Source organism: Serratia sp. SA088 (assembly GCF_049065515.1).
GTDB classification, from domain to species: domain Bacteria; phylum Pseudomonadota; class Gammaproteobacteria; order Enterobacterales; family Enterobacteriaceae; genus Serratia; species Serratia nematodiphila.
The window spans coordinates 97,548-120,246 of record NZ_JBAKGW010000003.1; the positions used below are offsets into that span (position 1 = coordinate 97,548).

The following is a 22,699-nucleotide window of genomic DNA, read 5'->3' on the forward strand; positions in this document are numbered from 1 at the left end:
GGCGATGAATGGCCGGGCGCGCCGGCCATAAACCGTGTTACTTACCGCTTAAATCGATGCGATAAACCGCGAAGCCGATGCTGTCGCTGCCTGCGGCGCTCATCGGATATTGGGCGTGCTCTTTGATAAACCTTGTCGCTTTGTCCGAAGGCGAGGTCTCGAAGCGGATATCCAGCGGCTGCTGGCTGCTGAAGTTCGCCAAACGCCAGTTGTTGTCCGCCTGCGGGCGCACCGCGCCATGCCGCTGGGTTTCGGCGCTGATGTAGGCCGCCAGCACCGAGCGGTTTTCATCCGGCGAAGCGAAGGCGATATGTTGGTCGCCGGTGCCGGCAAATTTGCCGCCGTAGGCGCGGTAGTTGTTGGTGGCGACCAGGAAGGTGGCGTTCGGATCGATCGGCTTGCCGTTGAAGGTCAACTGCTTGATACGCTCCGCCTTGTCGTTGATCAGTTGGCATTCGCCGTCGTAGCGCGCCGGCTGACTGACGTCGATCTGGTAGTTGACGCCGTCGATCACGTCGAAGTTATAGGTACGGAAGCCGTCCCAGTTGATCAAGCCCTGCGGCTTGGCGCTGTTGACGTCGATCTGGTTGAACTGGCCGGCGGAGCACTCCAGCCACTCTTTCACCTCTTTGCCGCTCGCCTTCACCACCACCAGCGTATTGGGGTAGAGATAGAGATCGGCGGCGTTGCGGAAGGTGAGCTGGCCTTTTTCCACTTCGACGAAGCTGGCGGGATCGTTCTTGCGGCCGCCGACCTTGAACGGCGCCGCCGCCGACAGCACCGGCAGATCGGCCAGGTCCGGATCGCCCTGGATGTAATGTTCGACGTAGGCTTTCTGCGCATTGTTGACGATCTGCACCGTCGGATCGTCCTGCACCAGCGCCAGGTAGCTGTACATGTTGCCGTCGGATTTACCGATCGGCTGGCTGACGAACTCGCGCGTGCCCTTGTGATCGTCCGCCAACACTTTCACCAGCGCGGCGTCTTCCGCCGCCAGCGATTTCTTGTTCTCTTTGTCGTAGATCGGCCGTGCTTCCGCGTTGGCGGCGGTCACTTTCCAGCTGCCGCCATCGTTGTTGAGCTGCAGGTCGACAATGCCGAGATGATCGCCCCATTGGCCCGGCATCACCGCCGGCACGCCGTTCAGCAGGCCTTTGTCGATATCCGCGCCTTTGATGTTGGCAAAGTCCTTGCTCGGGAACACCGCATGGGCGTGGCCGAACATGATGGCGTCGATGCCCGGCACCTGGCTGAGGTAATAGACCGAGTTTTCCGCCATCGCCTTGTAAGGCTCGCTGGACAGCCCGGAATGCGGGATCGCCACCACCAGATCGGCGCCCTGTTTACGCATCTGCGGCACGTAGCGCTTGGCGGTGGCGGTGATGTCGTCCACCGTCACTTTGCCCTGCAGGTTGGCTTTGTCCCACACCAGGATCTGTGGCGGCACGAAGCCGATGTAGCCGATGCGCAGCGTATGCGCCTTGCCGTCGCGATCCTTCACCGGGGTATCGACGATGATGTAGGGCGTGAACAGCGGTTTTTGCGTTTTGGCGTCGATGACGTTGGCGTTGATGTACGGGAATTTGGCGCCGGCGATGGCGTTCTTCAGGTAGTCCAGTCCGTAGTTGAACTCATGGTTGCCGATGTTGCCGACCACATAGTCCAGCGTGTTCATCGCCTTATAGACCGGGTGCACGTCGCCCGGTTTCAGCCCCTTGGCCGCCATGTAGTCGCCGAGCGGGCTGCCCTGAATGATGTCGCCGTTGTCCACCAACACCGCGTTGGCGGCCTGCTGGCGCGCCTGTTGGATCAGGCTGGCGGTGCGCACCAGGCCGAACTTGTCGGTCGGCGTGTCCTTGTAGTAATCGAAGTCCATCATGTTGCTGTGCAGATCAGTGGTTTCCAGCACGCGCAGATCGACGGTGGCCGCTTGCGCGGAGGCGCACACCAGCAGCGCAAGCGCGGACAGCGTCAGTGGATGCTTCATCATTTGGGATTCTCTCCATTCCATTATTCGAGTGTTATCGCAGAGGGAAATGTAATTAACATTGCTTGCCACAGTAAACTGTGAAGTGTGGCAGAAAATGGCGGCGGGTAACGCGGGGAAGTTCACAGTTGTGCCCAACAAGAAATGAGGAATTCCCGAGGCTTAGGCGGTTGAGATGGATATTCGGCGTAAAAAAAACTAGTCTGCTAGCAGAGACAGGGGGAAATTTCCCACGGAGATGCGGAGTTGAGGTGCATGATGTTAGAGCGAATTTGCCAACTGTCCCGCGAGGCGGGGGCGGCGATCATGGCGGTGTACGATGGTGAACAACCGCTTGATGTCGCACAGAAAAAAGATGATTCACCGGTGACGGCGGCCGATCTGGCGGCACACCATATCATCAAGCGCGGCCTGGCGGCGCTGACGCCGGAGGTGCCGCTGCTGTCGGAAGAGGATCCGCCGGCGTGGGAAGAGCGCCGCGGCTGGACGCGCTACTGGCTGGTCGATCCGTTGGACGGCACCAAAGAGTTTTTACATCGCAATGGCGAGTTCACGGTCAATATCGCCCTGATTGAAGATGGGCAGGCGGTGATGGGGGTGGTGTATGCCCCGGCGATCGACGTGTTGTATCTGGCGGAGCGCGGTAAGGCCTGGAAAGAAGAGAAGGGCGTGCGGCAGGCGATCGGCGTCAGCAACGCGCATCCGCCGCTGGTGGTGGTGAGCCGCTCGCATATCGATGACGAACTGAAAGATTATTTGCAGCAGTTGGGCGAGCACCAGACCGTGTCAGTCGGTTCCTCGCTGAAGTTCTGTCTGGTGGCGGAAGGCAAGGCGCAGCTCTATCCGCGCTTCGGGCCGACCAACATTTGGGATACCGCCGCAGGGCATGCGGTGGCGGTGGCCGCCGGGGCGCAAATTCACGATTGGCAGGGTAAGCCATTGCTCTATACCCCGCGTGAATCTTTCCTCAACCCCGGCTTCCGGGTGTCGCTGTTCTGAGTTAGTTCGCCAACAGCTGGTGCAGCTTGGACATCACCTGCTGCACCTCTTCCGGCGTCAGCGCGCCGTCTTTGGCGAACTGGATGCGCCCTTGCTTATCCAGCACCACGATGGCGGATCCTTTCGGCTGCAGATCCCAGGCTTTGCGCACGTTGCCGTCGCTGTCGACGATAAACTGCGACCATGGGAACTCCTTCTTGCTGTCTTCAATACTGCTGCGCACGAACATCGCGGTGCCCATCAGGGCATCGTCGGTGTTGACGATTGTCGTCGTTTGGTAACGATCGTGTGGTAGCTTCGCCTTCTTGATCGCTTCAATCAGTGGGTCGTTCATGTCTTTGGCGGAGCTGCGGCCGGCAATATGTTGTATCACTCGCACTTTTCCACTGAGCTGCGCGCTGTTCCAGTTCTGGTAGCTAAAATTACCGTCAGCGTAATTGAGCTCTCCTTTGTCGCTGACGCCGACCGGCGCCACGCGCTGCTGGAGCTGGAAGTTGTGCGCGGAAGCGAAAAGCGGGGCGAGCAGCAGGGATACCATCAGCATGCGACTTGTTTTCATGCTTTCTCCTTGTAATGGGGGGAATTTGTGCGACAGCACTTCGACAGCCTAAAGCATAGGATGTGATAAGAGGTCTGTCCTGTTAACCGGATCGCAGATTTTCCCTTGGTTCGCTAATCATCAGATTTTGAAGGGATATCCTGAAAACGTTATAAATTATCATATACAATTCTGTCAAAAAGTGTAAATCCAGCGTAGATATCCGGGCAGAAGTGAACGTTCTGGTCTTTACTGGGTCTACTACATGCAATCAAGTTGCGTTCTGAATTTCGAGGCTGCCACCTTTGGCGGCTCGCTGAGCGCATGGATCAACGGGAGGAGCGTAAAAGAATGAGAATCTTCCAGCGTTATAACCCTTTGAAAGTGGCAAAGTACGTTAAGACCCTGTTTCGCGGAAGGCTGTATATCAAGGACGTGGGCGCATTTGAATTCGACGAGGGGAAAATCCTGCCGCCGAAGATTCGCGACAAGCGCCATTTCAGCGTGATGTCTGAAGTGAACCGTCAGGTGCTGCTGTTGCAGACCGAGATGGGGTGAGCACCTCGCTGACAGCGGTAAAAAAATGCGGCCCCGATGGGGCCGCTGATGTTTTTGTCCTTCGCGTCGTCAGGCCGCAGGCGTGTCGTCCGGCGCTTTCGGCAGCACCGCCGCCGGTTTGTCGCTCAGCCGGGTGACCAGCAGCTGGTCTATCTTGTAGCTGTCGATATCCACCACTTCGAACTTGTAGCCGGCGTATTTGACGAAGTCGGTGCGTTTCGGGATCTTGCGCAGCATGTACATCATAAAGCCGCCGATGGTTTCGTAGTTGCCCGCCTGCGGGAACTCGTCGATGTCCAGCACGCGCATCACGTCATCGATCGGCGTGCCGCCTTCAATCAGCCATGAACTTTCGTCGCGCGCCACGATCTGCTCTTCCTGGCCCTGGCCGACCAGATCGCCCATCAGCGTGGTCATCACGTCGTTAAGGGTGATGATGCCCACCACCAACGCATATTCATTGAGGATCACCGCGAAGTCTTCGCCGGCGGTTTTGAAGCTTTCCAGCGCTTCGGACAGCGTCAGCGTGTCCGGCACGATCAGCGCCGAGCGGATCTGCACGCCGCTGCTCAGCACCAGGCTTTGGTTGCCCAGCACGCGGTTCAGCAGGTCTTTGGAATCGACGTAGCCGACCACCTGATCGATATGGCCGTCGCACACCAGGAACTTGGAGTGCGGGTGAGTCGAGACTTTCTCCTTGATGCTCTCTTCGCTTTCGCGCAGATCGAAGTACACCACGCTTTCGCGCGAGGTCATCGAAGACGGCACGGTGCGCGATTCCAGTTCGAACACGTTTTCAATCAGCTCGTGCTCCTGCTTGCGCAGCACGCCCGCCAGGGCGCCGGCTTCCACCACCGCGTAGATGTCATCGGAGGTGATGTCGTCTTTACGCACCATCGGCAGCTTGAACATACGGAAGATCAGGTTGGCCATGCCGTTGAAGAACCACACCAGCGGGCGGAAGATCATGATGGAGAAACGCATCGGGTTGATGATCCGGACGGCGACCGTCTCTGGTGCAATCATACCGATGCGCTTCGGGGTCAAATCGGCGAACAGGATAAACAGGCTGGTCACCAGCACGAAAGAGCAGATGAAGCTGACCTGTTCCGCCAATTCGGGCGACAGGAAACGATCGAACAACACCTTGAAAGTGGGCGAGAAAGCCGCGTCGCCGACGATACCGCCGAGGATGGCCACGGCGTTCAGGCCGATCTGCACCACGGTGAAAAAGATGCCAGGGGTTTCTTGCAGCTTGAGCACTCTGGCGGCGTTGACGTTACCTTCGTCAGCCATCAGCTTCAGTTTGATCTTGCGCGAGGCGGCCAGAGAGATTTCCGACAGTGAGAAGAACGCACTCACCGCGATCAGAAAAAGAATCAGTAAAATACTGTTTAACATAATCTATCCATACGTGCCGACGGGATGCCGGCGCTCTTGAGGAAGGGTAGTACATAGTAAAAAAAGCAGCGATAACAACCAGAAGGGAAGCTATCGGGCCGCAGAAGCGGCCCGCATAGTATAGCAGTTGCCCCACAGGGGCCGCCAGCGGTTAAAAAAGTGCCGCCGGCCGGCATCAAATCAGCCCTGCGGCGGCAGGCAAACGCCGATGCCGCCCAGCCCGCAGTAGCCTTCCGGGTTCTTGTACAGGTACTGTTGGTGATCGTCTTCCGCGTAATAGAACGGCAGAGCCGGTACGATCTCGGTGGTGATGGCGCGCTTATCGCCCGCCGCATCCATCGCCTGCTGGAAGCGTTGCAGGCTGCTTTCCGCCTCGGCCTGCTGCTCTGGGCTCAGCGTATAAATCGCCGAGCGGTACTGCGTGCCGACGTCGCCGCCCTGGCGCATGCCCTGCGCCGGATCGTGATTTTCCCAGAACAGCTGCAGCAGCTGTTTGTAGCTGACGACCTGCGGATCGAACACCACGCGCACCACTTCGGCGTGGCCGGTCTGGCCGCTGCACACTTCGCGGTAGGTCGGGTTCGGCGTATAGCCGCCGCTGTAGCCGGCGGCGGTGCTGTAGACGCCCGGCTGTTGCCAGAACAGGCGCTCAACGCCCCAGAAACAGCCCATGGCGAAAACTGCCACCTCCATGCCGGCCGGCACCTGAGTCATCGAGTGTTCGGTGACGACGTTGAGCGTTGCGACAGGCATTGGCGTGGTGCGGCCAGGCAGCGCGCTTGCCTTATCGACGGTTTGTGATTTATCAAAAAATGGCACCACGGTTGACTCCTGTTGTCACAGTAAGAATTGACCCTACATGGCGGCGGTTCGGTTGTATCTCACCGCGTCTTTGCCCACAATAAGCGGCAAGTTGGATTTTGTATAAGCTTAACGCAGTATTTTGAGCGCCAAAAGTGAAGAATTCGCCTGTTGCGCGGCGGTGGCAAAGCGCGGCGGGCGGCGTCCGGAAGAAGGTTGAAGAGGGCTGCCGTCATGATAGCGCGGAGTCTGCCCTGGCCCCGGAGCGAACACCATAACAGGACAGTAAAATCAATAAGGAGAACACGTGCCAAAGTACCCGGTCATGTGCTTGATATCTGTGTTGCTTGCGGCACCTGCAGCCTATGCGGCGAACGTGCGGCTGCAGGTGGAGGGGTTAAGCGGAGAGTTGGAAAAAAACGTCCGGGTGCGGCTGTCGTCGATCACGCCTGAAGAGGTCGGCACCGACGGCCGCTTCCGCGCACGGGTGGACGAGGCGGTGCGCCAGGGGCTGCGCGCGCTCGGCTATTACCAGCCGACCATCGAGTTTACGCTGGACGATCGGCCGGGGATGTCGCGCCCGGTGCTGCATGCCAAGGTCAATCCGGGCGAACCGGTGCGCATCGCCGGCGCCAACATCGTGCTGGAAGGCGGCGCGAAGACCGATGAGGACTACCTGGCGCTGGTAAAGAAGGATCGGCCGACCATCGGCGAGATCCTCAACCACGGCAAGTATGACAGTTTCAAAGGCTCGCTGACCGGCCTGGCGCTGCGCAAAGGCTACTTCGACGCCGACATGACCAAAAGCCAGCTCGGCGTGGCCGAAGATCTGCACAAGGCGTTTTGGGATATCGATTTCAACAGCGGCGAACGTTACCGCTTCGGCAAGGTGAAATTCACCGGTTCGCAAATCCGCGAAGACTATCTGCAAAATCTGGTGCCCTTTCATCAGGGGGATTACTACAGTTCGGAGGATTTGGCCGAGCTGAACCGCCGTTTGTCCGCCACCAACTGGTTCAACTCGGTGGTGGTGTCCCCTGATTTCAACGATGCCAAAGAGAACAAGATTTTGCCGTTGGACGCGCTGGTGACGCCGCGCACGCGCAACACGGTCGAAACCGGTATCGGTTATTCCACCGACGTCGGCCCGCGGGTGAAAGGCACCTGGAAAAAGCCCTGGCTCAACGATCGCGGGCATAGCCTGGAAACCAGCGCCAGCGTGTCGGCGCCGGAGCAGCAGCTGGATCTGACTTACAAGATCCCGCTGCTCAAGAACCCGCTGGAGCAGTATTACCTGCTGCAGGGCGGGCTCAAGAATGTCGATCTTAACGACACCAAATCCGTGACCTCCAAAGTGGTGGCCTCGCGCAACTGGGATCTCTCCAGCGGCTGGCAGCGGGCGATCAACCTGACCTGGCGCTGGGATAACTTTACCCAGGGCAACGTCAGCAACACCACCATGCTGCTGTACCCCGGCGTCAGCTTCAACCGCACCCGTTCGCGCGGCGGGCTGATGCCGACCTGGGGCGACAGCCAACGCTATTCCATCGACGTGTCCGACACTTCCTGGGGCTCCGGCGTGGACTTCGCGCTGATGCAGGCGCAGAACGTCTGGATCCGCACCTTAGCCGACAAGCATCGCTTTGTAGCGCGCGGGCAGGTGGGCTGGATCGAAACCAACGACTTCGACAAGGTGCCGCCGGATCTGCGCTTCTTCGCCGGCGGTGACCGCAGCATTCGTGGCTACAAGTACAAAGACATTTCGCCGCGCGGCGACGACGGCAAGCTGACCGGCGCTTCCAAGATGCTGACCGGCTCGCTGGAGTACCAATACAACGTGACCGGCAAATGGTGGGGGGCGATGTTCGTCGATTCCGGTGAAGCGGTGAACGATATCAAGCAGAGCAACTTCAAGACCGGCGCCGGCGTAGGCGTGCGCTGGCAGTCGCCGGTGGGGCCGGTGAAGCTGGATATCGCCGCGCCCGTGGGGGACAAGGACACCCACGGGATGCAGTTCTACATCGGTTTGGGGCCTGAACTATGAGCTTGGTTAAAAAGATTTGCCTCGGATTTCTGGTCATTCTGCCGTTGCTGATCGGCGGCCTGGCCTTCCTGGTGGGGACCACCACCGGTTTGCATATGGTCATCAACGGCGCGGCGCGCTGGGTGCCGGGGTTGGAGATCGCCGGCGTCAGCGGCGGCTGGCGCGATCTGACGCTGAAGGGCGTGAAGTATCAGATGCCGGGCGTGACGGTCAATGCCGGGCAGTTCCATCTCTCCCTCGATCTCTCCTGCTTTAAACGCAGCTCGCTGTGCGTTAACGCCTTGACCGCTCAGGACGTGGACGTGGCGGTGAACACCAAAGAGATGGCGCCCTCCGCGCCGGTGGAGGAGAGCAGTGAACCGACCACCAATCTCAGCACCCCTTATCCGATCACCCTGCGCCTGCTGGCGCTGAATAACGTCAAGGTCACCGTCGACGACACCGCCATTTCTCTGGCCGAGTTCCGCACCGGCGCGCAGTGGCAAGAGCGCGCGCTGACGCTGATGCCAACCAAGATCGGCTCGTTGCTGATCGCCTTGCCGAAAACGCCGCAAAATCCGTTGCCGGAAGCGGTGCAACCGGCGGTCGAGGTGGCGAAAAAGGTCGGTGAGCAGGTTACCGACGCGGCGAAACCGGCGCCGCAGCCGGAGGAGAAGCCGCTCGGCGAAACGCTGAAGGAACTGTTCGCCAAACCGCTGTTGCCGGATCTGCCGGACATCCGTCTGCCGCTGGATATCACCGTGAAAGAGATCAGCGGCGAACAGCTGCGCTTGACCGGCGATACCGACGTGCTGATCACGAGCCTGTTGCTGCAGGCCAGCACGCAGGATCAGCATATCCAGCTGGACAACTTCGACGTGAAGTCGCCGCAGGGCACGCTGTCGGTGCAGGGGCAGGCGACCCTGACCGGCGACTGGCCGGTGGCGCTGACCGCCAACAGCGCGTTGAATATCGACCCGTTGAAGGGCGAGAAGGTGAAGCTGAACATCGGCGGCGGGTTGCGTGATGAGCTGAAGGTGGCGCTGAACCTGTCCGGCCCGGTCGGCGCCCAGCTCGATGTGCAAACCCGGCTGGCCGAAGCCGGCCTGCCGCTGGCGCTGACGCTGCAGAGCAAGCAGCTGAAATGGCCGCTGAGCGGCGAGGCGCAATATCAGGTCAACGATTTCCGCCTGCGCTTTAACGGCAAGGCGACCGACTATGCGCTGTCGACGCGCGCCAATCTGAAAGGCCAGGATCTGCCGCCGGCGGTGCTGACGCTGGACGGCAAAGGCAACGTCGAGCAGTTCAAGCTGGAGCGCCTGCGCCTGGCGGCGCTGCAGGGCAATACCGATCTCACTGCGCTGGTGGACTGGAGCAAGGCCATCAGCTGGAACTCGCAATTGACGCTGAGCGGCATCAATACCGCCAAGCAGTGGCCGGAATGGCCGGCGAAACTCGACGGCAAGATCACCACGCGCGGCAGCCTGCACGGCGGCAGCTGGCAGCTGCAGGTGCCGGTGCTGCAGCTGGACGGCAACGTGAAGCAGAACAAGGTCACGGCGCGCGGCACGCTGAGCGGCAACGCCGCCGGGCAGTGGAAAATCCCCGGCATCGATCTGACGCTGGGGCGCAACCAGCTGAATGTCAAAGGACAGCTGGACGAGAAGAACTGGAACCTGGACGCCAACATCGACGCGCCGCGTCTGGACGGCGCGCTGCCGGGCCTCGGCGGCACCGCCAAAGGGCTGCTGAAGCTGCGCGGCAATCTGCAGGCGCCTCAGCTGCTGGCGGATTTGACCGCCTCCGGCTTGCAGTGGCAGGCGCTGCGCATCAACCGCGTGAAGATCGACGGCGACGTGCGCTCCACGGATCAGATCCAAGGGCAGCTGGCGGTACGCGTCGAGCAGCTGAAGCAGGACGCGCTGGAGGTCAGCCTGCTGACCCTCGACGCCAAAGGCAGCGAGAAGCAGCATCAGCTGCAGTTGAAGATCGACGGCAAACCGGTCTCCGGCCAGCTGGCGCTGCAGGGCAGCTTCGATCGTCAGCAGCAGCGCTGGCGCGGCAATCTGAACAATACCCGCTTCGATACGCCGGTGGGGGAGTGGCGCCTGACGCGCGCCATCGCGCTGGACTACCTGAACACCGCGCAGAAGATCAGCGTCGGGCCGCACTGCTGGCAGAACCCGAACGCCGAGTTGTGCGTGCCGAAGACCATCGAAGCCGGCCAGAGCGGCCAGGCCAGCGTGGTGCTCAACCGCTTCGATCTGGCGATGATCAAGCCGTTCCTCGGCCCGGAGACCGCCCTGAGCGGCGTGTTCACCGGCCGGGCCGACGTCAGCTGGAAACCGGGCGGCGCGCTGCCGGAGGCGAAGGTCACGTTGGCCGGCAACGGCGTCAAGGTGGTGCAGCAGGTGCAGGGCAACGCGCTACCGATCGCCTTCGATACGCTGACCCTCAACGCCGGCCTGAACAACGGCCGCGCGCAGGCCGACTGGCGGATCAAACTGACCAACAACGGCCAGTTCGACGGCAATATCCAGGTGGCGGATCCGCAGGTGCGGCGCACCATCAGCGGCAACGTCAATATCACCAACATTTCGTTGGCGCTGATTAACCCGGCGCTGATGAAGGGCGAAAGCGCGGCGGGCATGCTGAACGCCAACCTGCGTCTGGGCGGCAGCGCGCAGAAGCCGCTGGTGTTCGGGCGTCTGGCGTTGGATCGGGCGAAGGTGCAGGGGCACTGGATGCCGTTCGATATGACCGACGCGCGGCTGGCGGTGAATTTCAACGGCATGACCTCGACGCTGGAAGGGCTGCTCAGCACCACGCGCGGCCAGCTGAATCTGGCGGGCGATGCCGACTGGCGTGACATCAATGCCTGGCGTGCGCGCATTGCCGCCAAGGGCGACAAGCTGCGGGTGACGGTGCCGCCGATGATCCGCATCGACGTATCGCCGGATCTGGTGTTCGAAGCCACGCCGCAGCTGTTCTCGCTCAACGGCAAGGTCGACATTCCCTGGGCGCGCATCACGGTGCAGGAACTGCCGGAAAGCGCGGTGGGCGTCTCTTCCGACGAGGTGATGCTGGACGATCAGCTGAAGCCGATTCAACCGAAGACCGCCTCGATCCCGATCAACAGCAACCTGATGATCCACGTCGGCAACGACGTGCGGCTGGACGCCTTCGGCCTGAAAGCCCGCCTGAAGGGCGATTTGAAAGTGGTGCAGGACAAGAAAGGGTTGGGCCTCAATGGCCAGATTGACATCCCTTCCGGTCGCTTCCATGCTTATGGTCAGGATTTGATCGTGCGTAAAGGGCAGCTGATGTTCTCCGGCCCGCCGGATCAGCCGCTGCTCAATATCGAGGCGATCCGCAACCCGGAATCCACCGAGGACGACGTGACCGCCGGCGTGCGCGTGACCGGCCTGGCGGATGCGCCGAAGCTGGAAGTGTTCTCCGATCCGGCCAAATCGCAACAGGAAGCCCTGTCTTATCTGCTGCGCGGTCAGGGCTTAAGCAGTTCCGGCGCCGACGGCAACGCCATGACGTCGATGTTAATCGGCATGGGGGTTGCACAAAGTGGTCAACTTGTGGGTAAAATCGGCGAGGCATTCGGCGTGAGTAATTTGGCTCTGGACACTCAAGGGGTTGGCGACAATTCCCAGGTTGTCGTGAGCGGCTATGTCCTCCCAGGCTTACAAGTAAAATATGGGGTGGGTATTTTCGACTCGCTGGCCACGCTGACGTTGCGTTATCGCCTGATGCCTAAGTTGTATCTTGAAGCGGTGTCTGGTCTCGACCAGGCATTAGATTTGCTCTATCAGTTTGAGTTTTAGCGATGCGAATAATTGTCTACGGCAGTTTACGGCGCAAACAGGGAAACAGCCATTGGATGACCAACGCCCAATGGCTCGGCGAGCACGAGCTCGAAGGCTATCAGATTTATAATCTGGGCCATTACCCGGCGGCGATCCCTGGAGAGGGCACGATACATTGCGAAGTGTATCGTATTAACTCATCGATTCTGGCAGAGCTGGACGAACTGAAAAGCAACACCAAGGACTATAAGCGCGAGCTGATTCAGACGCCTTATGGGAGTGCGTGGATCTACCTGTATAAACACAGCGTGGACGGTTACCCGCGAATTACCAGCGGTGACTGGCTGAAACGCCTCGAAGATCAGTAATAAAAAAACACCGCTCAATGAGCGGTGTTTTTTCATCGGACGGCGGCGAAAATTACTTCTTGGCGGCGCGTTCGAAGGAGGCGATGATTTCCGCTTTAGCTGCGGCAGCGTCTGCCCAGCCTTCCACTTTCACCCATTTGCCTTTTTCCAGATCTTTGTAGTGCTCGAAGAAGTGAGCGATCTGGGCTTTCAGCAGTTCCGGCAGGTCGTTCACGTCTTTCACGTGATCGTACTCTTTGGTCAGCTTGCTGTGCGGTACCGCAACCAGCTTGGCGTCTTCACCGGCTTCGTCGGTCATCTTCAGCACGCCAACCGGACGGCAGCGGATCACGGAGCCCGGCTGCAGCGGATATGGGGTTGGGACCAGCACGTCAACCGGATCACCATCCAGAGACAGAGTGTGGTTGATGTAGCCGTAGTTGCACGGGTAGAACATCGCGGTGGACATGAAACGGTCAACGAACAGCGCGCCGGTTTCTTTGTCGATTTCGTATTTGATTGGATCGGCGTTGGCCGGGATTTCGATTACTACGTAGATGTCTTCCGGCAGGTCTTTGCCAGCTGGGACCAGATTCAAGCTCATGTCGGTTTCCTTTAATCATCAAACCAGAAATGGAGTGGCGGCTATTATAGCGGACTCTTTTGCGATTTCCTGCCCTTTTCATCGTCGAAAACCCAGTGTTTCTGCGCGCGGAGAATTTCCAGATTAATCCCGCCGCGGCATGAAGTTTTGCCTGCGGCTGCCGATAACTTCAACAAACAATAATGAGCCAGCAAAGCTGGCTCCGCGTTTTGCCACCCCTACTACGTCTGATCTCACTATTCTGAAGCCGGGAAGAACTCATGCTAAAAAAGATTACGGTGAAGGCTGGGCTGATCGCCCTGCTGAGCCTGATGACCATGCTGCTGATCATGGTCAGCGTTATTGGCGTCAACGCGATTAACGAAGGATCGCGCTCGATCCATACCTTGAACCAGATCCTCGGCGAAGAGCTGGGCTCGTTGGCCAACAGCTCCAACCTGACGCTGCGCGCCCGAACCGCCGCCTCGCTGGCGGTGCGCCAACGGGAGATCGGCCAGACTGATGTCGCCGACGCCACCGTCGGCCGCATCTACGGCTACCTCGAGCAGTCGAACAAGGAAATGGCGCGCTTTGTCGGCGTCGGCACCGTGACCGAGCGCGGCCGCGAACTCTCCAATCGTCTGCAAAACAGCTATCGCGCCTATCTGGAGCAGGGCGTGAAGCCGATGGCCGCCGCCATCAAGGCCGGCAAGATCGATGAGTACTACCATATTCAGGAGACCCGTATCTCTGCGTTGAGCATCGCGTTTGAAAAGGATCTCAGCGATTTCCGCAGCTTCGCCATGAAGCTCGGCGAGAAGCAGGTGTATGACGCGGAAAGCAACGCCAGCACCAAGATCTCGCTGATCGTGGTGGCGGGCCTGCTCAGCGTGCTGCTGGCGGTGCTGGCCTGGTTTGCGTTGCGCGTGATCATTTTGCGTCCGCTGGATGAGTCCATCGCGCAGTTGGAACACATCGCCGGCGGCGATCTGACCCATGAGATCCGCGGCGAGGGCGATACCGAGATGGGCCGCCTGGTGCGGGCGATGCAGCGCATGCAGCAGGCGCTGGCCAATTCGGTCAGCAAAGTGCGTGACGCCAGCAGCCAGATCGACACCGGTTCACGCGAACTGGCGGCCGGTAACCTGCATCTGGCGCAGCGCACCGAAGAATCGGCCGCTTCGCTGGAAGAGACTGCCGCCAGCATGGAACAGCTGACCTCGACGGTGAAAATGAACGCCGAGAACTGCGAGCAAGCCAATCAGCTGGCGCTGAGCGTGTCCGATATCGCCAACCAGGGCAGCGACGTGGTCAGCCAGGTCATGAGCAAGATGCAGGCGATCACCGACAGCTCGCGCCGCATCGCCGATATCATCAGCGTGATGGACGGCATCGCCTTCCAGACCAATATCCTGGCGCTGAACGCGGCGGTGGAAGCGGCGCGCGCCGGTGAACAGGGCCGCGGCTTCGCGGTGGTGGCCGGCGAAGTGCGCAATTTGGCGCAGCGCAGCGCCCAGTCGGCGAAAGAGATCAAAGGGTTGATCGAAGCGTCGCAGAACCGGGTGCAGGAAGGCGAGCAGATGGTGGAGTCGGCGGCGCAGACCATGAGCGGTATCACCGGTGAAGTGGGTCGGGTGACGGCGTTGATGCGTGAGATCTCGGCGGCGACGCGCGAACAAAGCAGCGGTATCGAACAGGTGAATCTGGCGGTGGCGCAGATGGATCAGGTGGCGCAGCAGAATGCGGCGCTGGTGGAAGAGTCGGCGGCGGCGACGCGCTCGCTGGAAGATCAGGCTCAGCTGCTGGCGCAGAGCATGGCGGCGTTCAAGCTGTAAGGCGATAAGGGTTCGGCGCGGCGCCGAACCCTTGCCAGTAACGCGTTACTCGTCCGGGTTTTCGGCGATGAAGCGTTCTGCGTCTTCTACCATCGACTTGGTGCCGACGAAGAATGGCGCGCGCTGGTGCAGTTTCACCGGCGTGATGTCCAGAATGCGATTTTTGCCGTCGCTGGCCTTACCGCCGGCCTGTTCGGCCAGGAACGCCATCGGGTTGCATTCGTACAGCAGGCGCAGCTTGCCTTGCGGGTGGCTGGCGGTGCTTGGGTAGATGTAGATGCCGCCTTTCAGCAGGTTGCGGTGGAAATCCGCCACCAGAGAACCGATGTAGCGCGAGGTATAAGGGCGCTGCGTCGCTTCGTCCTGCTCCTGGCAGTACTTGATGTATTTCTTCACGCCGAGAGGGAACTTGATGTAGTTGCCTTCGTTGATGGAATACATGTTGCCGCTCGCCGGGAAGCGCACTTTCTCGTGAGAGAGACAGAACACGCCCAGAGACGGATCGTATGTGAAGGCGTGGACGCCGTAACCGGTGGTGTACACCAGCATGGTGGACGAGCCGTAAACCACGTAACCCGCTGCGACCTGGGCGCTGCCCGGCTGCAGGAAGTCTTCTTCGGTCACCGGCGTGCCGACCGGCGTGATGCGACGATAGATAGAGAAAATCGTACCGACCGAGACGTTGACATCGATGTTGGACGAGCCGTCCAACGGATCCATCAATACGACATACTTGGCATTTTCAGCTCGCTCGCCGTCGAATATCACGATTTCATCTTCTTCTTCGGAAGCGATCCCCGCAACTTCACCACGCGCTTTCAACGCCGCTTTCAGTTTTTCGTTCGCGTACAGGTCCAGTTTCATCTGAACTTCGCCCTGTACGTTGGACACCCCGCTGGTTCCCAGAATATCAACCAGGCCGGCCTTGTTGATGTCGCGGTGGATGATTTTGGCGCCCAGTTTAATTGCAGAAAGTAACGCGGTCAGCTCGCCGGTGGCGTGAGAGAAGTCGTGCTGTTTCTCGACGATAAATTCGCCTAACGTTTTCATGACACAATCCCTGAATCTACGGATGGATAGCGGCCTGTTAACAAACCGCCAACGTTTTCGCGTGCAGTGTAGCCCAAAGATGCGCGCCATTCATAGGCAAATCCATTTCTTCTGGACGATTCTGAGCGTTAGAATATGCCGACATTCGATGCACTCACATGAGAAACCTATGCGCATTCACATTCTTGGGATCTGTGGCACCTTTATGGGCGGGCTGGCGATGCTGGCGCGCTCACTGGGGCATGACGTCACCGGTTCGGACGCCAACGTCTATCCGCCGATGAGCACGCTGCTGGAGAACCAGGGGATCGATCTGATTCAGGGTTATGATCCCGCCCAGCTGGATCCGGCGCCGGATCTGGTGATCATCGGCAACGCCATGACGCGCGGCAACCCGTGCGTGGAGGCGGTGCTGGAGCGCGGTATCCCTTACGTTTCCGGCCCGCAGTGGCTGCACGACGCCGTGTTGCGCGATCGCTGGGTACTGGCGGTCGCCGGCACCCACGGCAAAACCACCACCGCCGGCATGGCGACCTGGATCCTCGAGGCCTGCGGCTACCAGCCCGGCTTCGTCATCGGCGGCGTGCCGGGCAACTTCGACGTATCGGCCCGCCTCGGCGGCAGCCCGTTCTTCGTGATCGAGGCCGACGAGTATGACTGCGCGTTCTTCGACAAACGCTCCAAGTTCGTGCACTACAGCCCGCGCACGCTGATCATGAACAACCTGGAGTTCGACCACGCCGATATTTTCGACGATCTGAAAGCCATCCAGAAACAGTTCCACCACCTGGTGCGTCTGGTGCCGGGCAAAGGCAAAATCATCCTGCCGGACAACGACAGCCACCTGAAGCAGGTGATGGCGATGGGCTGCTGGAGCGAACAGGAGCTGGTGGGCGAAGAGGGCGCCTGGCGTGCGCAGAAGCTGACGCCGGACGCCAGCCATTACGCGGTGTTCCTCGACGGTGAGCAGGTCGGCGAAGTGAAGTGGGCGCTGGTGGGCGAGCACAACATGCATAACGGCCTGATGGCCATCGCCGCGACTCGCCACGTCGGCGTGCAGCCGGCGGACGCCTGCCGCGCGTTGGGCGATTTCATCAACGCCCGCCGCCGCCTGGAGCTGCGTGGCGAAGCCAACGGCGTCACGGTTTACGACGATTTCGCGCACCACCCGACGGCGATCCTGGCCACTCTGGCCGCGCTGCGCGGCAAGGTCGGCGGTACGGCGCGCATTCTGGCGGTGCTGGAACCGCGATCCAACACCATGAAAATGGGCATCAGCAAAAACGATCTGGCGCCTTCGCTCGGCCGTGCCGACGAAGTGTTCCTGTTCCAGCCGCACCACATTCCGTGGCAGGTCGCGGAAGTGGCGGATGCCTGCGTGCAGCCGGCGCATTGGAGTGCGGATCTCGACACGCTGGTGGACATGGTGGTGAAAACCGCACAGCCGGGCGACCACATTCTGGTGATGAGCAACGGCGGTTTCGGCGGTATTCACGATCGCTTGCTGGACGCGCTGGCGAAAAAGCAGGAACCGAAGGTGACCTACTGATCGCTTAGCCGCATAAGCCAACCTAAGGGCCGCATTCGCGGCCTTTTTTACGCCCATAAAAAAGCCCTCGCGAGCGAGGGCAACGGGGTTCGTCGGATAGGACGACGAGAGGGTCTCTGGGAAATCGGCGTTTGCGTCAGAACTCGGCAGTGGCAGTGACGAGGGTAATCAGCTCTGCAAAGCCGTTCCCAGAGTTGTTATTTGTAAATCTCGGCGGTGGCGTGGTAGTTGCCTTCGTTACGGGCTTCGATCACGCGGTAGGCGGTCGCGCCTTTCGCGTCGGCTTTCTCCGACAACGCCTGGCGAATGTCGGTCGGCGCGCCGTCGATGCCGCTGACGGTAATGGTGCCGATAGATTGCAGATTGGCGGTCTGATCGTTAGTCACCAACTGGGCGGCAGACGCGCCGAAGGAGATGACGGACAGCAAACCGAGTGCAGCAACAGTAGTTTTCATGTTCATGATAGCGATCCTTGGTCATAACAGCCTGGAAGGGCTTGGCAGCGATTTTTATTCTTGAAGGCCGTTATGACAGCGTTTGATTCCAGAGATGTATTGCCCGTTGCCGGGTAATGCCGTTACTTATTTGTAGATTTCAGCGGTCGCGTGGAAGTTGCCGTCGTTGCGCGCTTCGATTACGCGGTAAGCGGTCGCCCCTTTGGCGTCGGCTTTGTCGGACAGTGCCTGGCGAATGTCGGAAGGCGCAGCGGCGACGCCGCTCACGGTGATCACACCGGCGGGCTGCAGTTTTGCGGCCTGGGTTGCATCAACAGATTGTGCTGCGAATGCACCAAAGGAAAGCATGGACAGAACGCTCAGGGTTGCAACGGTAGCTTTAATTTTCATCATCTCACCTCATCGTATTCTTTTATCAGTTCCAACGAACTGTGATTCAGTTCACGAAAATGAGTATACAGCTAGTAACGCGAAAAATTAATAGTTCGCTAACAGTTGCTAGTGAAACTTTAACCTCATGATCCTTATTTTTTATAACCGTAAGGAATAAAAAACGCTCATAAAACGATCTTTTGATGTTAAATTTATGTAATTTCAATAAGGTAAGTGATTTTGACCAAAAGTGCGGAAGATCACAGTGGGTACTGCTGGTTACATGGAGATGTCATGGAAATGTGTTGTTGCGGGATAAAAAAGCAGTGTTAAACGCGGTTGAAGGCTGGGAAGGTAACGCGAGGGTTAAAGAAGCGCTAACAAAATGCGGTTTACAGCCGCACTTTGTTAGCGCCAGGTTTCACAGCTCTTGTTCGAACACGCTCAAGATCGCTTCATGCAGCTTCTGAGCGGTAAAGCCGTTGGACGGGGTGACGAAAATCGTGTCGTCGCCGGCAATTGTGCCGAGGATACCCTGGGATTTACCCAGTGAGTCGAGCAGGCGGGCGATCAGCTGTGCGGCGCCCGGGCTGGTGTGGATCACCACGACGGCATCGTTATGGTCGACGTCGAGCACCAGATTCTTCAATGGGCTGGTGGTGGTCGGCACGCCGAGTTCGGCAGGAAGGCAATACACCATTTCCATTTTGGCATTGCGCGTACGTACCGCGCCGAACTTGGTCAGCATGCGCGATACTTTGGATTGGTTAATGTTTTCGAAGCCTTCTTCTTGCAGCGCCAAAACGATCTCGCCTTGAGAACTGAATTTTTCTTCTTTCAATAACGCTTTGAACGTCTTGATCAGATCTTCCTGTTTTGCGGGATTACGCATTTTGCACCGTGGAATGTTGATAGTGGAAGTCATGATTATGCATATAGATGAATTTTTATGCAACAAAGGCCGCCCCAAAGAAAATAAAAATGACCGGACGGCGAGGAAAGGGCGGCATTTTAACAAAATCCGGCCGCGATGAATATGCCCTTTTGACGACGGAAAATCGGCCTGCTGTGGTAAATAAAATGTTATTAAAATGATGTTGTTCTGATGTTGCGTAAGGGTGTAATGTAACGGCCGGTTAACTTGCTCGTGAATAACCTCGCACTATTTTTGATTAGTGTGCGCTATGCCCTTCATGCGTAAGCGATTTAATCTAAAATGAGCGCGACAGCGGCCGTTTTATTACACCTGCAGGCAAGAATTGGCTAATTTATTGTTTTGAAAGGTGTAATAACTTAAGGTCCGTAACCAACACATTCACGGCGCTTTATATATTTAAGATAATAAAGGAGTATAGGATGAAAGTTGCAGTTCTCGGTGCTGCTGGCGGTATCGGCCAGGCCCTCGCCCTTCTACTCAAAACCCAGCTTCCTTCAGGTTCTGAACTCTCTCTCTACGACATTGCCCCCGTTACCCCAGGCGTTGCCGTCGACTTAAGCCACATCCCAACCGCAGTTAAAATCAAAGGCTTCAGCGGCGAAGACGCGACTCCGGCTCTGCACGGTGCGGACGTGGTGCTGATTTCCGCCGGCGTGGCCCGTAAGCCAGGCATGGATCGCTCTGACCTGTTCAACGTTAACGCCGGCATCGTGCGTAACCTGATTGAGCAAGTGGCGAAAACCTGCCCGAAAGCCTGCATCGGCATCATCACCAACCCGGTTAACACCACGGTCGCCATCGCGGCGGAAGTGCTGAAAAAAGCCGGCGTTTACGACAAGAACAAACTGTTCGGCGTGACTTCGCTGGATATCATCCGTTCCAATACCTTCGTGGCCGAGCTGAAAGGCAAGCAGCCTGAAGAACTGAACGTGCCGGTGATCGGCGGCCACTCTGGCGTGACCATCCTGCCTCTGCTGTCGCAGATCCCTGGCGTGAGCTTCACCGATCAGGAAGTGGCGGATCTGACCAAACGTATTCAGAACGCCGGCACTGAAGTGGTGGAAGCCAAAGCCGGCGGCGGGTCTGCAACGCTGTCCATGGGCCAGGCGGCCGCCCGTTTCGGTCTGTCTCTGGTGCGTGCGCTGCAGGGCGAGAAAGGCGTTGTGGAATGCGCTTACGTTGAAGGCGACGGCAAATACGCTCGCTTCTTCGCGCAGCCGCTGGTGCTGGGCAAGAACGGCGTTGAAGAACGCAAAGATATCGGCACCCTGAGCGCCTTCGAGCAGAAAGCACTGAACGAGATGCTGGACGTGCTGCATAAAGATATCGAACTGGGCGAGAAGTTCATCAATAACTGATCGACACCGATAGTCAGCCGATAAACGCCGCCGGACGCTGTTCCGGCGGTTTTTTTTGCTCCGCGTTCACGATTTGATGCGTGCTTTGCGATCCAGCAGGCAATCGCTGTGCGGATCGTAATAGCGGCTTGGCCAGATCTCCGAAGGGTGGATGCCTATCGCTTCGGCGATCAGCCATTCCCCCTTTGGCCACGGGCGCGACAGCGCATTGGCCAGCGTCGATGAGCTTAATCCGGCCTTGCGCGACACTGCCGCCAGCGTGGTGCCCTGCTTGCGTAGCGCCGCGATGATATCTGCCGGATGCCAATCTGGGTTCCTTGAATTCATGTTTACATTCCTTTTCTGATTAGCCAAAGTTGCGTTAGTGGTATAACTAACGGGTCATGGTTAAGCGTTTGAACAACGTGAAACGCTTATTCGGAAACAAGAATACCATTAAATTTCCTAAAAAATACCCAAGTAATTTCCAAAAAACGACATTGCCCACTATTGCCCAGAGATGATGGCTATGAAAAACGAGTGGTTTGCCGCCAAGGAACTGACAGGCATCGCAGGATTACCTTCCTCACCACAGGGAATCAATCTGATGGCCCGACGCGAAGGCTGGATCAGCCGCAGGCGTAAAGGCGTGCAGGGAAAAGCGTTGGAGTACCATATCGACAGCCTGCCTCCAGGCGTGCGTAACCTGCTGGCGCTGAAAGAAGACGGGGCGGCATATGACGTAGAACGCCAGGATCCGTTGGCGGTCTGGATCGAGTATTACTACCATTTGACGGAGAGCGAGCGCGAGAAAATGGTGGCTTTCCTGATGCGGGAAGGGATTGGCGGCCTGCTGGCGCGTATCGACGAAGAGAGCAATACCTAGGCAGGCCCGCGTGGGCGGGCCTGATGAATGTATTTAGAAATTAAAATTTCTTAAAAATCGCGTTGTACCGCCAAATGGGCCAGGCCCTCCAGCGCTGTACGGTGCTCTGATGCCGGCAAGACCTGCAGCGCGGCGATCGCCTTGTCGGCTTCTTCCTCGGCGCGTTTGCGGGTGTATTCCAGCGAACCGCATTGCTGCATCGCCTGCAGCACCGGCTCCAACAGGTGGCGGCCGTTGCCTTGCTCAATCGCGCCGCGGATCATGTCACGCTGGGCGTCGTCGCCGTTGTGCATCGCGTGCAGCAGCGGCAGGGTCGGTTTCCCTTCGTTCAGATCGTCGCCGGTGTTTTTGCCCAGCGTGCTGCCGTCGGCGCTGTAGTCGAGCAGATCGTCGATCAGCTGGAAAGCGGTGCCGAGGTAGCGGCCATAATCTTGCAGCGCCTGTTCTTGCTCAGCGCTGGCGCCGGACAGGATCGCCGACGATTGCGCCGCCGCTTCAAACAGACGGGCGGTTTTGCTGTAGATCACCCGCATATAACTTTCTTCGCTGATGTCGGGATCGTGCACGTTCATCAACTGCAGCACTTCACCTTCGGCGATGACGTTGACCGCCTCCGACATCAGCGCCAGCACGCGCAGGGATTCCAGGCTGGTCATCATCTGAAAGGCGCGGGTATAGATAAAGTCGCCGACCAGCACGCTGGCGGCGTTGCCGAACGCCGCGTTGGCGGTGGCTTTGCCGCGGCGCATGTCCGATTCGTCGACGACGTCGTCATGCAACAACGTGGCGGTATGAATGAATTCGATCAGGGCGGCGACGGTGACGTGCTTGTTGCCTTCGTAGCCCAACGCCCGCGCCGCCAGGACGGCGATCATCGGCCGGATGCGCTTACCGCCACCGCTGATAATGTAATAGCCAAGCTGATTGATGAGCGTGACATCGGAATTCAGCTGTTCGAGAATTGTTGCGTTCACGGCCGCCATATCTTGCGCGGTTAACTCGGTAATTTGCTCTAGGTTCATTGTGTTTTTTTCAGCTGTGTTTCTCTTCACCGCGTTGAGATCGCTGCTCACATCGGTACATGGCGGTAACTGTCCCTATGATTGTACTTGAAAAACGGTTCAGATAAACGCCACGAAAGAAACTGCGCTTTTTTTCTTCTTTTTTCTCCTTCTGGTCTTATTCTGCTCTTGTCATGCGCCGCTTTTTTGCGTAGAATTCGC

At 58.5% G+C, this 22,699-nt stretch carries 20 protein-coding genes; 9 read left to right on the forward strand and 11 right to left on the reverse strand.

The genetic code is table 11. The features are described 5' to 3' along the window. Nucleotides 1–37 precede the first annotated feature (37 nt). Nucleotides 38–1,990 (reverse strand): bifunctional 2',3'-cyclic-nucleotide 2'-phosphodiesterase/3'-nucleotidase, encoded by a 1,953-nt coding sequence (locus ACOWVD_RS09220; protein ID WP_421105590.1) that lies wholly within the window; start codon nucleotides 1,988–1,990, stop codon nucleotides 38–40. A 255-nt stretch (nucleotides 1,991–2,245) separates the two neighbouring features. On the opposite strand from ACOWVD_RS09220, the gene cysQ reads away from it, so the two are divergent. Beyond that, nucleotides 2,246–2,986: a 3'(2'),5'-bisphosphate nucleotidase CysQ gene (gene cysQ / locus ACOWVD_RS09225; protein ID WP_031300142.1), complete on the forward strand. Its 741-nt coding sequence runs from the start codon at nucleotides 2,246–2,248 to the stop codon at nucleotides 2,984–2,986. 1 nt (nucleotide 2,987) lies between these two features. Here cysQ and ACOWVD_RS09230 read toward each other — a convergent pair whose 3' ends face one another. Beyond that, the gene (locus tag ACOWVD_RS09230; protein ID WP_025159587.1) at nucleotides 2,988–3,545 is read right to left on the reverse strand and encodes a YtfJ family protein; all 558 of its coding nucleotides are present in this window, start codon (nucleotides 3,543–3,545) and stop codon (nucleotides 2,988–2,990) included. A gap of 330 nt (nucleotides 3,546–3,875) precedes the next feature. Here ACOWVD_RS09230 and ACOWVD_RS09235 point away from each other — a divergent pair, with 330 nt between their 5' ends. Next, nucleotides 3,876–4,082 (forward strand): DUF1107 domain-containing protein, encoded by a 207-nt coding sequence (locus ACOWVD_RS09235; RefSeq protein WP_004933604.1) that lies wholly within the window; start codon nucleotides 3,876–3,878, stop codon nucleotides 4,080–4,082. Between the two features lie 69 nt (nucleotides 4,083–4,151). Here ACOWVD_RS09235 and ACOWVD_RS09240 read toward each other — a convergent pair whose 3' ends face one another. Together ACOWVD_RS09240 and msrA are read right to left on the reverse strand one after the other, a co-directional pair. Further along, nucleotides 4,152–5,483: a hemolysin family protein gene (locus tag ACOWVD_RS09240; RefSeq protein ID WP_004933603.1), complete on the reverse strand. Its 1,332-nt coding sequence runs from the start codon at nucleotides 5,481–5,483 to the stop codon at nucleotides 4,152–4,154. A gap of 180 nt (nucleotides 5,484–5,663) precedes the next feature. After that, a complete protein-coding gene (gene msrA / locus ACOWVD_RS09245) occupies nucleotides 5,664–6,305 on the reverse strand; it encodes a peptide-methionine (S)-S-oxide reductase MsrA (protein WP_421105591.1) in 642 nt (213 codons plus the stop codon). A 304-nt stretch (nucleotides 6,306–6,609) separates the two neighbouring features. Between msrA and tamA the strand changes: the two genes are divergently transcribed. From tamA to ACOWVD_RS09260, 3 genes are read left to right on the forward strand one after another with little or no spacing between them, the layout of a single operon-like run. After that, nucleotides 6,610–8,328 carry an autotransporter assembly complex protein TamA gene (tamA, locus tag ACOWVD_RS09250; RefSeq protein ID WP_170310347.1) on the forward strand — a complete coding sequence of 573 codons (1,719 nt, stop codon included), beginning with the start codon at nucleotides 6,610–6,612 and terminating at the stop codon, nucleotides 8,326–8,328. Further along, complete coding sequence (gene tamB, locus ACOWVD_RS09255) at nucleotides 8,325–12,143, forward strand: autotransporter assembly complex protein TamB (RefSeq protein ID WP_421105592.1); 3,819 nt, start codon at nucleotides 8,325–8,327, stop codon at nucleotides 12,141–12,143. The genes tamA and tamB overlap by 4 nt, the downstream gene beginning before the upstream one ends. A 2-nt stretch (nucleotides 12,144–12,145) precedes the next feature. Further along, nucleotides 12,146–12,493 carry a gamma-glutamylcyclotransferase family protein gene (locus tag ACOWVD_RS09260; protein ID WP_004933596.1) on the forward strand — a complete coding sequence of 116 codons (348 nt, stop codon included), beginning with the start codon at nucleotides 12,146–12,148 and terminating at the stop codon, nucleotides 12,491–12,493. A 52-nt stretch (nucleotides 12,494–12,545) separates the two neighbouring features. On the opposite strand, the gene ppa is transcribed toward ACOWVD_RS09260, so the two are convergent. Beyond that, a complete protein-coding gene (ppa, locus tag ACOWVD_RS09265; protein ID WP_004933594.1) occupies nucleotides 12,546–13,076 on the reverse strand; it encodes an inorganic diphosphatase in 531 nt (176 codons plus the stop codon). A gap of 260 nt (nucleotides 13,077–13,336) precedes the next feature. Here ppa and ACOWVD_RS09270 point away from each other — a divergent pair, with 260 nt between their 5' ends. Then, nucleotides 13,337–14,890: a methyl-accepting chemotaxis protein gene (locus ACOWVD_RS09270; protein ID WP_171453218.1), complete on the forward strand. Its 1,554-nt coding sequence runs from the start codon at nucleotides 13,337–13,339 to the stop codon at nucleotides 14,888–14,890. A 45-nt stretch (nucleotides 14,891–14,935) separates the two neighbouring features. Here the strand turns inward: ACOWVD_RS09270 and fbp are convergent, their stop codons facing one another. Then, nucleotides 14,936–15,940 carry a class 1 fructose-bisphosphatase gene (fbp, locus tag ACOWVD_RS09275; RefSeq protein WP_004933587.1) on the reverse strand — a complete coding sequence of 335 codons (1,005 nt, stop codon included), beginning with the start codon at nucleotides 15,938–15,940 and terminating at the stop codon, nucleotides 14,936–14,938. A 169-nt stretch (nucleotides 15,941–16,109) separates the two neighbouring features. On the opposite strand from fbp, the gene mpl reads away from it, so the two are divergent. Then, nucleotides 16,110–17,489, forward strand: a complete 1,380-nt coding sequence (gene mpl / locus ACOWVD_RS09280; protein ID WP_004933582.1) for a UDP-N-acetylmuramate:L-alanyl-gamma-D-glutamyl-meso-diaminopimelate ligase — start codon at nucleotides 16,110–16,112, stop codon at nucleotides 17,487–17,489. 197 nt (nucleotides 17,490–17,686) lie between these two features. On the opposite strand, the gene yhcN (ACOWVD_RS09285) is transcribed toward mpl, so the two are convergent. From yhcN (ACOWVD_RS09285) to argR, 3 genes are all read right to left on the reverse strand, one after another. Continuing rightward, nucleotides 17,687–17,950 carry a peroxide/acid stress response protein YhcN gene (yhcN, locus tag ACOWVD_RS09285; protein WP_004933578.1) on the reverse strand — a complete coding sequence of 88 codons (264 nt, stop codon included), beginning with the start codon at nucleotides 17,948–17,950 and terminating at the stop codon, nucleotides 17,687–17,689. Between the two features lie 120 nt (nucleotides 17,951–18,070). After that, complete coding sequence (yhcN, locus tag ACOWVD_RS09290; protein ID WP_004933574.1) at nucleotides 18,071–18,334, reverse strand: peroxide/acid stress response protein YhcN; 264 nt, start codon at nucleotides 18,332–18,334, stop codon at nucleotides 18,071–18,073. A gap of 403 nt (nucleotides 18,335–18,737) precedes the next feature. Further along, entirely contained in the window at nucleotides 18,738–19,208 is a 471-nt protein-coding gene (gene argR / locus ACOWVD_RS09295) for a transcriptional regulator ArgR (RefSeq protein ID WP_048796299.1), read from the reverse strand. Between the two features lie 464 nt (nucleotides 19,209–19,672). Between argR and mdh the strand changes: the two genes are divergently transcribed. Beyond that, a complete protein-coding gene (gene mdh, locus ACOWVD_RS09300) occupies nucleotides 19,673–20,611 on the forward strand; it encodes a malate dehydrogenase (protein ID WP_004933569.1) in 939 nt (312 codons plus the stop codon). 66 nt (nucleotides 20,612–20,677) lie between these two features. Here the strand turns inward: mdh and ACOWVD_RS09305 are convergent, their stop codons facing one another. Beyond that, nucleotides 20,678–20,938: a helix-turn-helix domain-containing protein gene (locus ACOWVD_RS09305; RefSeq protein ID WP_004933567.1), complete on the reverse strand. Its 261-nt coding sequence runs from the start codon at nucleotides 20,936–20,938 to the stop codon at nucleotides 20,678–20,680. 181 nt (nucleotides 20,939–21,119) lie between these two features. On the opposite strand from ACOWVD_RS09305, the gene ACOWVD_RS09310 reads away from it, so the two are divergent. After that, a complete protein-coding gene (locus tag ACOWVD_RS09310; protein WP_049243026.1) occupies nucleotides 21,120–21,476 on the forward strand; it encodes a DNA-binding protein in 357 nt (118 codons plus the stop codon). A gap of 50 nt (nucleotides 21,477–21,526) precedes the next feature. Here the strand turns inward: ACOWVD_RS09310 and ispB are convergent, their stop codons facing one another. Next, nucleotides 21,527–22,498, reverse strand: a complete 972-nt coding sequence (gene ispB / locus ACOWVD_RS09315; protein WP_016929331.1) for an octaprenyl diphosphate synthase — start codon at nucleotides 22,496–22,498, stop codon at nucleotides 21,527–21,529. Between the last annotated feature and the right edge of the window lie 201 nt (nucleotides 22,499–22,699).